The sequence below is a fragment of the Enterobacter sp. 22452 genome (assembly GCF_052045065.1).
Classification (GTDB): Bacteria; Pseudomonadota; Gammaproteobacteria; order Enterobacterales; family Enterobacteriaceae; genus Enterobacter; species Enterobacter mori.
In genome coordinates this window covers 790803-804879 of sequence record NZ_JBQEOB010000002.1, presented here as the reverse complement: position 1 = coordinate 804879, position 14077 = coordinate 790803, and the positions used below count along the sequence as shown (strand labels likewise).

Below are 14077 nucleotides of genomic sequence, written 5' to 3'. Positions count from 1 at the left end.
CCCCCGGCGTATAGCATTGAAACTTACAGGCCCAGCAGACCGACAGCGTAGCCCGCGATACCGATGACGAAGAAGCCAACGATGATCCACAGCGGGTTCACTTTCTTACGCAGCAGCCACATACAGGCGAAGGTCAGCAGCAGCGGGACCAGGCCCGGCATCAGCTGGTCCAGAATCGTCTGCACGGTAGTCACACGCGTCTGACCATCCTGACCGGTGATGGTCGAGACCACCAGCGGGATGTTTACGTGCGTCCACTTGTTAACCAGTGCCCCCATCACAAACAGGCCGAGGATTGACGCCCCCTCGGTCAGTTTCTGCAGGAAGCCGCCGCCCATGTCCTTAACGATGTCTACCCCTTTACGGTAGCCGTAAGCCACGCCGTAGTAACGGGTCAGCAGGCGTACTGCGTTGAAGAGGATGAAGAACAGCAGTGGGCCAAGTAGACTGCCGCTCATCGCGATACCGGCACCCAGTGCCGCGAAGACCGGACGAACGGTGCCCCAGAAGATCGGGTCACCGACACCGGCCAGCGGGCCCATCAGGCCGACTTTGATACCGTTGATGGCACCATCGTCAATCTCTGCGCCGTTCGCACGCTGCTCTTCCATCGCCAGCGTTACGCCCAGTACGGGGGCCGCAACGTAAGGATGGGTGTTGAAGAATTCCAGGTGACGCTTAATCGCCTGACGACGTGCTTCGTTATTTTCCGGATACAGGCGTTTGATTGCCGGTACCATGGAGAAGCAGAAGCCCAGCGCCTGCATACGTTCGAAGTTCCATGAACCCTGGAACAGGTTAGAACGAATGAACACGCCACGAATATCACCCGGAGTGAGTTTTTTCTCAGTGGTAGTTTTTGTCATATCAACCATTTCGCTCACCTGCTAGTCCAGTTCGTTATCGAGATCGTTGTTACCAGCAGCCTGCGCTGGGGCACCCGCGACGCGGTTATATTTCGGGCTGAGCTGGATGTAGAGAATCGCCATCACTGCACCAATCACACCCAGAGCAACCAGGTTGAAGTTGGTGAAGGCTGCGGTCACGAAGCCGAGGTAGAAGAACGGCATCAGGTAGCCTGCGCGCATCATGTTGATGACCATCGCGTAACCGACAACTACGATCATGCCGCCTGCGATGTTCAGACCGCCGGTGACCACTTCTGGAATGGCGTTCAGCATGCTCTGGACTTCACTCGTACCGACAGAGATCGCCACGATAACCGCCGGGATCGCAATACGCATCGCCTGCAGGAACAGGGACGACACGTGGATCCAGGATAGCGCCGTCAGGTTGCCGTTTTCGGCCGCCTTATCCGCCGCGTGCTGGAAGGCAACGGTGATGGTACGCACGATAATGGTCAGAACCTGGCCTGCTGCAGCCAGTGGGATCGCCAGGGCGATACCAGCACCAATACTTTGATGACCAGCAATAACCAGAACGGTTGAGATAATCGACGCCAGCGCGGCATCGGGCGCAACCGCTGCACCGATGTTCATCCAGCCGAGGGCGATCATTTCCAGGGTACCACCGATGATGATACCGGTTTTCATATCACCGAGAACGGCACCGATCAACGTACAGGCCACCAGCGGACGGTGGAACTGAAATTCATCAAGTACGGATTCCATACCCGCAATACATGCGACGACGAACACCAGCACAATCTGAAGAGTGGTAATCTCCATTGTACTTCTCCTATTGCATAAGCTTTATGTGAAAAACCGGCGCGGGCTTATTTCCCAACTTTGCCGATCAAATCCATCATTTTCAGTTTCTGATCCGTGGAAACCTTACGGGCTTCCAGCTCAATACCGCGCGCATTCAGCTTGTTGAATGCCTCAATATCTTTTTCATCAACCGAAATCGCGTTGTTGACCTGCGTTTTGCCCTGACGGAAAGCCATACCACCAATGTTAACGGAGGTGATTTTCACGCCGCCTTCAACAATGCGCTCGACGTCTGTTGGGTTAGTGAACAGAAGCATCACGCGCTCGCCCGCATATTTCGGGTTATTGTAGACGCGGATCATCTTGGCCACATCCACCACGTGCGCGGTAACGCCTGGAGGGGCAACCTGAGTCAGAAGGGTTTTACGTACGGTATCCGCAGCCACTTCGTCACTGACGACGATGATGCGGCGAACGTTGGTCTCTTTGGTCCAGCGTGTCGCCACCTGGCCGTGGATTAAGCGGTCATCAATACGCGCAAGCCCGATGACCATATAATCGTTCGGGCCCATCGGTTTCGCTGGGGCTGCAGCTTTCGGTGCCGCCGCGACCGGGGCGGGTTTTTCAACCGGTTGCGCTTTCAGCGCCTTAACGCCTTCACGCCCGGTTTCCACCGCCAGGGCCACAAGCTCATCGAAGCTCGGGTTGTCGTCGCGCGCCATGAAGGTTTCCACCAGCATCGGGATATTCACCCCGGCGACAACTTCATAGTGCTCTTTATCGACGACAATGCGGCTGGCAGCATTAAACGGGCTGCCGCCCCATGTATCGACGAGAAACAGCACGCCTTTGCTGGTATCCAGCTTCGCGAGTTGAGCGTTGTACTTCTCTATCAGCGTCTCGGCGTTTTCACCGGGAACGAAATCGATCCAGCCGACGTTTTCCTGCTCGCCCAACAGCATCTCTGCCGTCTTGAGTAGCTGCTCAGCAGCCCAACCATGTGTGCCTATGACAATAGCAATGGTCACTTGCTACCTCCTTTTATTATCATTAATACGCCTGTCGGGCAGACGTACTGAGAATCGTATTGGCGAACCGAATCGATTCAGATAAGGGTTAGAGTTAAATTAACTAAGACTTCCGCGAATTATTTTAGACAGTGAAAAAATAATTTATGTGATGAAGATCCGTAATTTAGCTTTCGCAATACAGAAAATTCTCAACACAAATTTAGTCTTATTGCGTTTTTGCAAAGGAACGTAAATCTTTGCGTAAAACCTGTTATCTCTGATATGTTTAGCCTCCGTTTAATTGTTCAGGAGTACAGGGCTACAGCCCGCTATATGGACCGTCACCGACGTCAGTCATCTACCAGGCCATTCCGCGCCTTTTTCGCCGGCGATCCTCGCCAGATCTCGTCTCTGTTTGCCTCTGTTTTGCCCACATTGAGTGGGGCACCGTTTTGTCATTCCTTTAGCAGGAGCTTGTCATGGAATTCTTAATGGACCCGTCAATCTGGGTAGGATTGCTCACGCTGGTCGTACTTGAGATCGTTCTCGGTATTGATAACCTGGTGTTTATCGCCATCCTTGCAGACAAACTTCCGCCAAAACAGCGTGATAAAGCACGTCTGATTGGTCTGTCCCTGGCATTGATCATGCGACTGGGCTTGCTGTCCGTCATCTCGTGGATGGTCACGCTGACTAAGCCACTGTTCTCCGTGATGGATTACACCTTCTCCGGCCGTGACTTGATCATGCTGATCGGGGGGATATTCCTGCTCTTCAAAGCGACGACAGAGCTACACGAACGGCTTGAAAACCGGCAGCATGATGATGGTCATGGCAAGGGCTATGCCAGCTTCTGGGTCGTGGTACTGCAAATTGTCGTGCTTGACGCGGTCTTCTCGCTGGACGCGGTTATTACCGCAGTCGGTATGGTGAACCACCTGCCGGTGATGATGGCGGCTGTCGTCATTGCGATGGCGGTGATGCTGCTGGCGTCGAAACCGCTGACGCGTTTCGTGAACCAGCACCCAACGGTTGTCGTGCTGTGTCTGAGCTTCCTGCTGATGATTGGTCTCAGCCTGGTGGCAGAAGGCTTTGGCTTCCATATTCCGAAAGGCTACCTGTACGCCGCGATTGGTTTCTCAATCATCATTGAGCTGTTTAACCAGATTGCGCGCCGCAACTTCATTAAGCAGCAGTCAAACCAGCCGCTGCGCGCCCGTACCGCTGACGCGATTCTGCGCCTGATGGGCGGTCGTCGCCAGGTGAGCGTGCAGTCTGATAGCGAGAGCCGTAACCCGGTTCCGGTCCCTGAAGGGGCATTTGTTGAAGAAGAGCGCTACATGATCAACGGCGTGCTCTCCCTGGCCTCCCGTTCCTTGCGTGGGATAATGACCCCGCGCGGTGAAATCAGCTGGGTGGATGCCAACCTGAGCGTTGACGAGATTCGTCAGCAGCTCCTCTCTTCACCGCACAGTCTGTTCCCGGTGTGCCGTGGCGAACTGGATGAAATCATCGGCGTGGTCCGTGCCAAAGAGATGCTGGTGGCGCTGGAAGAGGGCGTCAACGTGGAAGCCATTGCGGCTTCGTCGCCTGCGATTGTCGTTCCGGAAACGCTGGATCCCATCAACCTGCTGGGCGTGCTGCGTCGCGCACGCGGTAGCTTCGTTATCGTCACCAACGAATTTGGCGTGGTTCAGGGTCTTGTCACGCCGCTGGACGTACTGGAAGCGATTGCGGGGGAATTCCCGGATGCCGACGAAACGCCGGAAATCGTTGCGGACGGCGAAGGTTGGTTGGTCAAAGGTACCACTGACCTGCACGCGCTCTCGCACACGCTGGGGCTGGAAAATGTCATTAACGATGAAGAAGACATTGCCACCGTGGCAGGGCTTGTGATTTCGGTTAACGGTCAGATCCCGCGTATCGGCGATGTGATTGAACTGCCGCCGTTGCATATCACCATTGTCGAAGCCAACGACTATCGCGTTGATATGGTGCGTATTGTTAAAGAGCAATCTGCACACGACGAAGAAGAGTAAACTTTTTTAGCGTAACGGCATTAAGGGCACGATGTGTCCATTGTGATGCGCTGGCGGGGGAGTACTTCCCGCCAGCCATTTCGGAAACTCCCGCAGCGGCATTGGCCGCGCAAAGAAATATCCCTGCAGAATATGCACCCCGTGGCGACGCAAATACCGCGACTGCTCCTCGGTTTCTACCCCTTCTGCCACCAGTTCAATATTCAGCCGCTGGCCCAGCGCAATAATGATATCCGTCACCGTTGAGTTTACGGCATCGGTCCCGATGGCGGTGGTAAAGGATTTATCAATTTTCAGCACGTCAGGATGGAGCTTTTCGAGCCAGGAGAGTGAACTGTTGCCGGTGCCAAAATCATCAATGGCGAGCTTAACGCCTTTTCGATGCAGCTCGCGCACTATGCGGTAATCCACGTCCCTCAGGGCATCGCGCTCCGTAAGCTCAACCACCAGTTGCAGGGCCGGGTTTGCACTGAACCACGATTGATTCAGATCCTGCAGCAGGGCGGCGTGGCGGAAGTGGCTGGCGGCCACGTTAATACCGATATGAAAATCGGACGTGGCCGGGAAATAGCCTATCTGACGTACCGTTTCGGTGATGACATAGCGGGTGAGCGGAATAATCAGGTTGTGTTCTTCTGCCAAAGGAATAAATACGTCCGGCGAGATCCACCCCTGACGAGGGTTATTCCAGCGCAGCAGGATCTCAACGCCGACGCATTCCTGGGTGCGGGCATTGACCAGAGGTTGGCAAAACAGCTCAAATTCCCGCGCCGCAAGCCCCATGTTTATTTCCCATGTAAAGCTCATTCGACGCGCGGTGGCCAGCCAGGCAATGTAGCCCAGCAGCAAGCTCAACATCAGTGCCAGCGGTAATTGTGTCGGCAGATTTTTGAGTGCTATTGAGCCTGGACCCGGCCCGCTCACGGTAATGCTGAAGGGGTAGCGCGTTGATGCCAGCGACAGAAGCACATTGCCATCATCAAAGGTCAGGGTATCCGTAACCTGCTGACCGTAGCGCAGGTAATGATTACCGACGGACAAACCCACATCGGTAATCAGTGGTCGCTGCGGTTCAAGGATCATTCTGGTGAGAAGGTCGATATTGACAACCTCCATCACCCCGTCTTCGCCGTCACCTGAGGCCGGATACCACTGAATGAGGATCGGGCTGCCCTTCAGCAACCACTGGTCGGTCGACAATACCAGCCGGGGTTCTTGCGCGGGAAAAATCGGCAGGAACGTGCTTGCAGGCACGCTGCGTGAACCGAAAATACTCGAGCAGTAGAGAAGTCCATCTTTAATCAGGGCAATTGAGCGGACGGTCTGCAGAATGGCCGCCTGTTTGCGTAATACCAGTTGTGCCTGGCTGCAGGGCTGTCCAACCTGGGCCTGTAGCACATCGCGTCGGTTTTCCAGTGAAAGCAGCACTTTTTCGAGGGAGTGTACCGTATGGTCGGCAAAATTCTGGATGCGCTCCTGATTGACGTTACGCTGCGAAATAAACCGAATGCCCAACGTCAGGATGAGCGTAAGGAGCGCAACCGTGACACAGACGATAACGCGTTTTCGGCGATAATCTTTAATGATCGCTTGTGCTTTTTGCATGAACGGTCGCTCTGTAAGCCACCAGCCCCAAAAGCCGGACGCAACAGAGAAAGTGTAGTGGGGATTACATAATGAGACGAGGCGTGACGTTAAAATTCGCCCATCCGTTGCAGATGGGCGAAGGAAAGTATTAGTCGCACTGAACCTTAATGGCCAGGCCGCCTCGTGAGGTTTCACGGTATTTGGCGTTCATGTCCTTGCCGGTTTCGTACATGGTTTCGATCACTTTATCCAGTGAAACGCGAGGTTCGCTGGTACGACGCATCGCCATACGGGAGGCGTTGATCGCTTTCACCGACGCAATGGCGTTACGCTCGATGCAAGGCACCTGCACCTGGCCTGCTACCGGGTCACAGGTCAGCCCCAGGTTATGCTCCATGCCGATTTCAGCCGCCACGCACACCTGCTCAGGGCTTGCACCCAGCAGTTCCGCGAGGCCAGCCGCCGCCATGGAGCAGGCTACGCCCACTTCACCCTGACAGCCCACTTCCGCGCCAGAAATTGAGGCGTTCATCTTGTACAGCGCACCGATCGCACCCGACGCCAGGAAGTAACGGATGTAGATATCCGCCGTCACCGGTTCGATAAAGTGGTCATAGTAGGCCAGTACCGCTGGCACAATACCGCATGCACCGTTGGTTGGCGCCGTCACGACGCGGCCACCGGCGGCGTTCTCTTCGTTCACGGCCAGGGCAAACATGTTCACCCAGTCGACTACGTTCATCGGATCGTTAGAGAACTTGTCCGTCGTCACCAGCATACGGCGCAGCGCGGAGGCACGGCGCGGCACGCGAAGTGGACCCGGCAATACGCCTTCGGTATTCATCCCGCGATCGATACAGGCACGCATGGTTTGCCAGACGTTTGCAAAATAGTCTTCAATCTCTTTCTTGCTGTGCAGCGCCAGTTCGTTCTGCATCACCATGCCGGAAAGTGACAGGCCGGTCTCTTTGCAGTAGCCCAACATCTCGGTAGCAGATTTGAACGGGTAGGGCACGTTAACGTCGCCTACGCTGTCTTTGCCAAAATGTTCTTCATCAACGATAAAACCGCCGCCGATGGAGTAGTAGGTTTTGCTGTAGATCTCTTTTTCGCCGTTCCACGCATGGATGGTCATGCCGTTCTCATGCAGCGGCAGGTTGTCGCTGCGAAAACGCATGCCGTCATCCTGTGGGAAATCCACTTCGTGCTGGCCGTTAGCCAACAGCAGGCGACCGCGCGTTTCCACGTCGCGGATAAATGCCGGAATGGCATCAATATCAACGGTGTCCGGCATATTACCTGCCAGACCCATAATAATGGCGATATCGGTGTGGTGGCCTTTACCCGTTAATGACAGCGAACCGTAGACGTCTACGGCAACTCGGGTAACGCTTTCCAGTAATCCTTTTTCGACCAGATCATCGACGAACTGTTTACCGGCCTTCATCGGCCCTACAGTGTGGGAAGAAGACGGACCAATCCCCACTTTGAACATGTCGAATATACTAATCACTTTTACACTCCTGACAGGGTTACCGGGGTTCCAGTAACGATGTTATAACTGCGCATAGTGTAAGAGGGAACACCAACCTCGGCTTAACTATTCACATGAATTAAACTAATGGTTAACGATGGTTTTGCTAATAGCGCGACAGCGATCGCAAACCTGCCAGAAAAGGGTGGAATGTAAAGTATAGTCAAGGTTTCAGGCCGATCTGCAACGCCAGCTCACGAATGATGCCCGCCGTCATGCCCCAGACAAAATAATGCTGATACCAGGACAACCACACCCGATGGTCATGTCCACGACGCTGAATATCCAGCGGGTGATAACGGCTCAGTCGGAGGGCTTCTTCCAGCGGCATTTCAAACACCGCAGAGACTTCATCGACGCTGGCGTGATACTGAAGATCGGGGGGAATAATGCCGACCACCGGGGTGACCTGAAAACCGGTGATGCTGTCGACAGGGGGTAATACGCCAACGATCTCGACGGCTTCCGGTGGAATCGCGACCTCTTCCTGTGCTTCCCGCAGCGCGGCGGCAATCAGCGACGCATCGGTGCTATCCACTGCGCCGCCCGGAAAGGCGACCTGACCGGCATGTTTACGCATATGCGGCGATCGCTGGGTGAGCAGCAGGCCCGGCTGTTCGCGCCGCACCACCGGGATCAGCACCGCCGCCTGACGTTGATTCAGCGCTTCACGGTTCACCGCAGGTCGCAAAAGCTGAAAGCGCGACAAAAAATCATCCAGCGTCAGGTTCTCTTTTTCCACCCGTCAGGTCTCCAGTTGTTTAAGGATACGGTTAACTTTATCAAAGGTTTCCTGATATTCCGCATCGACCTGGCTGTCGGCCACAATGCCGCCCCCTGCGGAACAGTACAGATTCCCGTCGCAGGCGGTTAGCGTGCGGATAGTGATACTGGTATCCATGGTCCCGCAAAGGCTCACATAGCCGATGCTGCCGCACCAGGCGTTGCGGCGGTGCGGCTCCAGTTCATCGATAATTTCCATCGCCCGCACTTTGGGGGCGCCGGTGATGGAGCCTCCCGGAAACGCGGCGCGGAGCAGATCGCAGGCTGTGCGCGAGGCGGGCAGCTGTGCGGTGACAGTGCTGACAAGATGATGCACCGCCGGAAAAGGCTCGACGACGAACAGTTCAGGCACGCGGACGCTGCCCGGCACCGCGACCCGGCCAATATCGTTGCGCATTAAATCCACAATCATCAGATTCTCGGCGCGGTCTTTTGGCGATGCGGCCAGTTTTTCGGCCTGCTGACGGTCAGCTGCCGGATCGGCAAGGCGGGGCAGCGTGCCTTTGATCGGACGGGTTTGAATCGTGCCCTCGGCCAGATGAATAAAACGCTCGGGCGACAGGCTGAGGACCGCTCCCTGTTCCAGACGCACAAACGCGCTGAAGGGCGCCTTATTGCTGGCATTAAGACGGGTAAACGCCTGCCACTCATCTCCCCGGTATGTCGCCTGGAAACGTTGGGCGAGGTTGACCTGGTAGCAGTCACCGCTGTGCAGATACGCCTGAACGCGCGCGAATTTTTCGGCATACTCCGCTGCGCTCATATTTGAACGCCAGTCGGAGGTTAGCTGGAAATCAACCGATGTTACAGGCTCCTGAGCGTCCAGCCAGGCCAGGCGCGCATTCACGTCAGCATGGCTTAAGAGAGACACCATCTGCCTGTGGTGATCGACGATTAATGCCCAGTCGTAAAGCCCCACCGCCATATCGGGCAGCGGAATATCATCCTGAGCAAGATCAGGCAGCGTTTCGAAACGGCGACCCAGATCGTAACCAAACAGGCCCAGCGCGCCCCCCTGAAAAGGCAGGTCCGGGTTCGGGGTGGCAGATAAGCCCAGCGCGTTAATGGCTTGCTGAAGCTGCACCAGCGGATCGTCCGTTAACGACAGGTCATCGGTTGTCAGCGTCTTGACCGGGTCGGCCACGACAATATCAAACCGGCTATAGGGGTGATCCGCATGGCCGGAGTGCAGCAGCATCGCAAACGGAAGGTGGCTCAGGCGAGCAAACCAGAACTCAGCGGCATCAGCACGCCAGGGCAGGGTAATAACAGTGGGGAAGCGCATGTTCATGTATGGCATACTACCGGGCAGCGTGAAATAATTAGCGCGAATAATTTAGCAGGAGTTGACGATGTTTGCAGGATTACCTTCTCTGAGCCATGAACAGCAGCAGAAAGCGGTTGAACGTATCCAGGAACTGATGTCCCAGGGAATGAGCAGCGGACAGGCGATTACCGTTGTCGCTCAGGAGATTCGCGCCAGTCATTCCGGCGAGCGGATTGTGGCGCGATTCGAAGATGAAGAGGAAGATCAAGAAGAGTAATCGGGCTTACACCGCCGCGATAATCTTGATCTCGACCTTGTATTCCGGTTTCATCAGCGTGGCCTGTACGGTGCAGCGTACAGGCGCGTGACCCGCCACCACCCACGCATCCCAGGCTTTGTTCATCGCCGCGAAATCGTCCTTGTTTGCCAGGAAAATCGTCGCATCCAGAATGCGCGATTTGTCGCTGCCCTGTTTTTCCAGCGCCGCGTCAATCTGAGCCAGGGTGTTCGCTGTCTGCTCGAACGCATCCGCGTCCAGGTTAGCCGGTACGCCGGTGTAGTAGAGCGTCTGGTTATGGATCACCACATCAGACCAGCGGGCTTCGGCATCAATGCGCACAATCGTCATAAACGTTTCCTCGTTATTTTGCGTATTCAGGCGGCAAGACTGCCATATTGTGCATCTGTCGTCACTATTTGGGGTGGCACATGAAAGGATGGGCTGACATAATCCCTGTGCAAAAATACAGTGAGAGAGCACCGTGGCAGACGATTTTTCCCCTGAAGGTCAATTAGCGCAGGCTATCCCCGGCTTCAAACCCCGTGAACCTCAGCGTCAGATGGCGCACGCCGTTGCGCACGCTATCGATAAGGCGCAGCCGCTGGTGGTCGAAGCCGGAACCGGCACGGGTAAAACCTATGCTTACCTTGCTCCGGCGCTGCGCGCGAAGAAGAAGGTGATTATTTCCACAGGATCGAAGGCGCTGCAGGATCAGCTCTACAGCCGCGATTTGCCCACGGTGGCGAAAGCGCTGAAATACAAAGGGCGTCTGGCTCTGCTGAAAGGGCGTTCAAACTACCTTTGCCTTGAGCGTCTCGAACAGCAGGCGCTGGCGGGCGGCGATCTGCCGGTACAGACGCTGAGCGACGTCATTATCCTTCGGTCATGGGCGAACCAGACCGAAGAGGGGGACATCAGCACCTGCGCGAGCGTGCCGGAAGACTCTCCAGCCTGGCCGCTGGTGACCAGCACCAACGATAACTGCCTCGGCAGCGACTGCCCGCTGTATAAAGACTGCTTTGTGGTTAAGGCACGCAAAACTGCCATGGACGCCGACGTCGTGGTGGTAAACCATCACCTGTTTCTCGCGGATATGGTGGTTAAAGACAGCGGTTTCGGCGAGCTGATCCCCGAGGCTGACGTGATGATCTTCGATGAAGCGCACCAGCTTCCGGATATCGCCAGCCAGTATTTCGGCCAGTCGCTCTCCAGCCGCCAGCTTCAGGACCTGGCGAAAGATTTCACCATCGCCTATCGCACCGAATTAAAAGATACCCAGCAGTTGCAGAAGTGCGCCGACCGCCTGGCGCAGAGCGCGCAGGATTTCCGCTTACAGCTTGGCGAGCCGGGCTATCGCGGTAACCTGCGCGAACTGCTGGCGGACAAAAATATCCAGCGCGCGCTGCTGCTGCTCGATGACGCCCTGGAACTCTGCTACGACGTGGCGAAACTCTCGCTTGGACGCTCCGCGCTGTTAGATGCGGCGTTTGAACGCGCCACGCTTTATCGTGGGCGGCTCAAACGGCTGAAAGAGATTAACCAGCCGGGGTTCAGCTACTGGTATGAGTGCACCTCGCGGCATTTCACGCTGGCGCTCACGCCGCTGACGGTGGCGGATAAATTTAAAGAGGTGATGGCGCAAAAGCCGGGAAGCTGGATCTTCACTTCGGCAACCCTGTCGGTAAATGACGATCTGCATCACTTCACGGAACGTCTTGGCATTGAGGAGGCGGAATCGCTGCTCCTGCCCAGCCCGTTCGATTACGAAAAACAGGCGCTGCTCTGCGTTCCCCGTAATCTGCCGCTGCCGAACCAGCCGGGCGCGGCGCGCCATCTGGCGGCGATGTTAAAACCGATGATTGAGGCCAACAACGGCCGCTGCTTTATGCTCTGCACCTCTCACGCCATGATGCGTGACCTCGCCGAGCAGTTCCGCGCCACCATGACGCTGCCGGTTCTGCTGCAGGGCGAAACCAGCAAAGGCCAGCTGTTACAGCAGTTTGTTTCCGCCGGTAATGCCCTGCTGGTGGCGACCAGCAGCTTCTGGGAAGGGGTCGACGTGCGCGGCGATACCCTCTCGCTGGTCATCATCGACAAACTGCCGTTTACCTCCCCGGACGATCCGCTGCTGAAGGCGCGGATGGAAGATTGCCGTTTGCGCGGAGGCGATCCGTTTGATGAGGTCCAGCTGCCGGACGCGGTGATTACCCTCAAGCAAGGGGTAGGGCGTTTGATCCGCGACGTAACCGATCGCGGCGTGCTGGTGATCTGTGATAACCGACTGGTGATGCGCCCTTACGGCGCCACCTTCCTCGCCAGCCTGCCGCCCGCGCCGCGGACGCGGGACATAAAACGCGCGGTGCGTTTCCTGGCAAACCCAACGGCGGAGTAATTCGCCCCGGAATGTGCTAAGATGCGCGCCATTTTGTGACTGACCCTTGCGAGAGCGCGACGACTGATGCGAATTCTGGCTATTGATACCGCGACAGAGGCTTGCTCTGTCGCTCTGTTGAACGACGGTGCTGTTTCTGCTCATTTTGAAGAGTGCCCACGGGAACACACCCAACGTATTCTGCCCCTGGTAAAAGCCATGTTAACCCAGGGCAACACCTCCTTAACCGACCTCGATGCGCTGGCCTTTGGCCGTGGCCCTGGCAGCTTTACGGGCGTGCGTATCGGGATTGGCATTGCCCAGGGGCTGGCGCTGGGCGCTGAACTGCCGATGATCGGCGTCTCTACCCTCGCCACCATGGCGCAGGGTGCCTGGCGCATGACTGGCGCAACCCGCGTGCTGGCGGCCATTGATGCCCGCATGGGCGAAGTTTACTGGGCTGAATATACTCGTGATGAAAACGGCGTCTGGCACGGTGAAGAGACGGAAGCCGTGTTGACGCCTGAAGCCGTCACCGAACGCCTTAAGCAGCTCTCAGGCGAGTGGGCGACGGTAGGGACGGGCTGGCCGGCATGGCCGGAAATGGGGAACGACACCGGCGTAACGCTGGTTGACGGCAATATGCTTCTGCCTGCCGCCGAAGATATGCTTCCCATTGCCTGTCAGCTGTTCGCGAAAGGAAAAACCGTCGCCGTTGAACAGGCTGAGCCGGTTTATTTACGAAACACCGTTGCGTGGAAGAAACTTCCAGGCCGCGAGTGAATCTCAGTAACAGGAACTGAGAAAAAGGAGTCGCATCATGGCGGTTCAAACTAAAGTTGTTCGCCTTTTAATGGCAGGCGTTGTTGCCACAGCACTGAGCGGTTGCGTAACCGTTCCTGATGCGATTAAGGGCAGTAGCCCAACGCCACAGCAGGATCTGGTGCGCGTTATGAATGCGCCTGAGCTGTATGTTGGCCAGGAATCACGCTTCGGCGGCAAGGTGATCGAGGTCTTTAACCAGCAGGGTAAAACCCGTCTGGAAATTGCGACGGTGCCGCTGGACAGCGGTGCTCGCCCCGTTCTGGGGGAGGCCTCGCGCGGGCGCATTTATGCAGACGTCAGCGGTTTCCTTGACCCGGTCGATTTCCGTGGGCAACTGGTGACCGTTGTTGGGCCGATTACCGGTTCGGTGCAGGGCAAAATCGGCAGCACGCCGTATAAATTTATGACTATGCAGGTGACCGGCTACAAACGCTGGCGTATTGCCCAGCAGGTCGTCATGCCGCCACAGCCGATCGATCCGTGGATGTGGGGTCCTCATCCTTACCGTTATGGTTACCCCGGCTGGGGCTGGTATAACCCGGGCCCGGCGCAGGTTCAAACGATCGTAACTGAGTAACTAACTGTTATTATTAGGAAAGAGACAGCGGCTCAGCCGCTGTCTCTGTTTTTTTACGGATAAAATGAAAAAAAAGAGTGACGCGCTTCGCAACCTGCAATCTGAACAATTAATAAACTGGTACGCTGAGTTAA

General features: G+C 56.1%; 14 protein-coding genes. 6 read left to right on the top strand and 8 right to left on the bottom strand.

Translation table 11 applies throughout. The features are described 5' to 3' along the window. Nucleotides 1-23: 23 nt before the first annotated feature. Genes ACTJJA_RS08990 through manX form a run of 3 tightly spaced genes read right to left on the bottom strand, consistent with a single transcriptional unit; the run spans nt 24 to nt 2698 of the window. The gene (locus ACTJJA_RS08990; RefSeq protein ID WP_006810994.1) at nt 24-875 is read right to left on the bottom strand and encodes a PTS mannose transporter subunit IID; all 852 of its coding nucleotides are present in this window, start codon (nt 873-875) and stop codon (nt 24-26) included. A gap of 12 nt (nt 876-887) precedes the next feature. Continuing rightward, nucleotides 888-1688, bottom strand: coding sequence for a PTS mannose transporter subunit IIC (gene manY / locus ACTJJA_RS08985; RefSeq protein WP_008500490.1), 801 nt, complete (start codon nt 1686-1688; stop codon nt 888-890). Between the two features lie 47 nt (nt 1689-1735). Further along, complete coding sequence (gene manX, locus ACTJJA_RS08980) at nt 1736-2698, bottom strand: PTS mannose transporter subunit IIAB (protein ID WP_010432678.1); 963 nt, start codon at nt 2696-2698, stop codon at nt 1736-1738. A 264-nt stretch (nt 2699-2962) separates the two neighbouring features. Here manX and ACTJJA_RS08975 point away from each other — a divergent pair, with 264 nt between their 5' ends. Next, nucleotides 2963-3172 (top strand): protein YoaL, encoded by a 210-nt coding sequence (locus ACTJJA_RS08975; protein WP_371317566.1) that lies wholly within the window; start codon nt 2963-2965, stop codon nt 3170-3172. After that, nucleotides 3160-4719, top strand: coding sequence for a CNNM family cation transport protein YoaE (yoaE, locus tag ACTJJA_RS08970; RefSeq protein ID WP_010432680.1), 1560 nt, complete (start codon nt 3160-3162; stop codon nt 4717-4719). The genes ACTJJA_RS08975 and yoaE overlap by 13 nt, the downstream gene beginning before the upstream one ends. A 6-nt stretch (nt 4720-4725) precedes the next feature. On the opposite strand, the gene ACTJJA_RS08965 is transcribed toward yoaE, so the two are convergent. The 4 genes from ACTJJA_RS08965 to pabB form a co-directional block, all read right to left on the bottom strand. Next, a complete protein-coding gene (locus tag ACTJJA_RS08965) occupies nt 4726-6324 on the bottom strand; it encodes an EAL domain-containing protein (protein ID WP_440667506.1) in 1599 nt (532 codons plus the stop codon). Between the two features lie 130 nt (nt 6325-6454). Then, the gene (gene sdaA, locus ACTJJA_RS08960; protein WP_440667505.1) at nt 6455-7819 is read right to left on the bottom strand and encodes an L-serine ammonia-lyase; all 1365 of its coding nucleotides are present in this window, start codon (nt 7817-7819) and stop codon (nt 6455-6457) included. Nucleotides 7820-8003: 184 nt separating this feature from the next. After that, on the bottom strand, nt 8004-8582 hold the full coding sequence (locus tag ACTJJA_RS08955) for a CoA pyrophosphatase (RefSeq protein ID WP_440667503.1): 579 nt from the start codon (nt 8580-8582) through the stop codon (nt 8004-8006). Between the two features lie 3 nt (nt 8583-8585). After that, complete coding sequence (gene pabB / locus ACTJJA_RS08950) at nt 8586-9914, bottom strand: aminodeoxychorismate synthase component 1 (protein ID WP_440667501.1); 1329 nt, start codon at nt 9912-9914, stop codon at nt 8586-8588. 61 nt (nt 9915-9975) lie between these two features. On the opposite strand from pabB, the gene ACTJJA_RS08945 reads away from it, so the two are divergent. Further along, entirely contained in the window at nt 9976-10167 is a 192-nt protein-coding gene (locus ACTJJA_RS08945; RefSeq protein ID WP_440667498.1) for a YoaH family protein, read from the top strand. A 6-nt stretch (nt 10168-10173) separates the two neighbouring features. On the opposite strand, the gene ACTJJA_RS08940 is transcribed toward ACTJJA_RS08945, so the two are convergent. Next, nucleotides 10174-10518, bottom strand: coding sequence for a RidA family protein (locus ACTJJA_RS08940; RefSeq protein WP_440667496.1), 345 nt, complete (start codon nt 10516-10518; stop codon nt 10174-10176). A gap of 133 nt (nt 10519-10651) precedes the next feature. Between ACTJJA_RS08940 and ACTJJA_RS08935 the strand changes: the two genes are divergently transcribed. The 3 genes from ACTJJA_RS08935 to ACTJJA_RS08925 all read left to right on the top strand — a co-directional run bounded on the left by ACTJJA_RS08935 (nt 10652) and on the right by ACTJJA_RS08925 (nt 13943). Beyond that, on the top strand, nt 10652-12562 hold the full coding sequence (locus tag ACTJJA_RS08935; RefSeq protein ID WP_100166045.1) for an ATP-dependent DNA helicase: 1911 nt from the start codon (nt 10652-10654) through the stop codon (nt 12560-12562). A 66-nt stretch (nt 12563-12628) separates the two neighbouring features. Next, nucleotides 12629-13324: a tRNA (adenosine(37)-N6)-threonylcarbamoyltransferase complex dimerization subunit type 1 TsaB gene (gene tsaB, locus ACTJJA_RS08930; protein ID WP_182400773.1), complete on the top strand. Its 696-nt coding sequence runs from the start codon at nt 12629-12631 to the stop codon at nt 13322-13324. Nucleotides 13325-13361: 37 nt separating this feature from the next. Next, on the top strand, nt 13362-13943 hold the full coding sequence (locus ACTJJA_RS08925; RefSeq protein WP_010432706.1) for a Slp family lipoprotein: 582 nt from the start codon (nt 13362-13364) through the stop codon (nt 13941-13943). The last annotated feature ends 134 nt before the right edge of the window (nt 13944-14077 follow it).

Bases quoted from the DNA above. Each gene is read 5' to 3' on its own strand.
- ACTJJA_RS08990 (WP_006810994.1), bottom strand. From the start codon at position 875: ATGGTTGATATGACAAAAACTACCACTGAGAAAAAACTCACTCCGGGT.
- manY (WP_008500490.1), bottom strand. From the start codon at position 1,688: ATGGAGATTACCACTCTTCAGATTGTGCTGGTGTTCGTCGTCGCATGT.
- ACTJJA_RS08975 (WP_371317566.1), top strand. From the start codon at position 2,963: ATGTTTAGCCTCCGTTTAATTGTTCAGGAGTACAGGGCTACAGCCCGC.
- yoaE (WP_010432680.1), top strand. From the start codon at position 3,160: ATGGAATTCTTAATGGACCCGTCAATCTGGGTAGGATTGCTCACGCTG.
- ACTJJA_RS08965 (WP_440667506.1), bottom strand. From the start codon at position 6,324: ATGCAAAAAGCACAAGCGATCATTAAAGATTATCGCCGAAAACGCGTT.
- pabB (WP_440667501.1), bottom strand. From the start codon at position 9,914: ATGAACATGCGCTTCCCCACTGTTATTACCCTGCCCTGGCGTGCTGAT.
- ACTJJA_RS08945 (WP_440667498.1), top strand. From the start codon at position 9,976: ATGTTTGCAGGATTACCTTCTCTGAGCCATGAACAGCAGCAGAAAGCG.
- ACTJJA_RS08940 (WP_440667496.1), bottom strand. From the start codon at position 10,518: ATGACGATTGTGCGCATTGATGCCGAAGCCCGCTGGTCTGATGTGGTG.
- tsaB (WP_182400773.1), top strand. From the start codon at position 12,629: ATGCGAATTCTGGCTATTGATACCGCGACAGAGGCTTGCTCTGTCGCT.
- ACTJJA_RS08925 (WP_010432706.1), top strand. From the start codon at position 13,362: ATGGCGGTTCAAACTAAAGTTGTTCGCCTTTTAATGGCAGGCGTTGTT.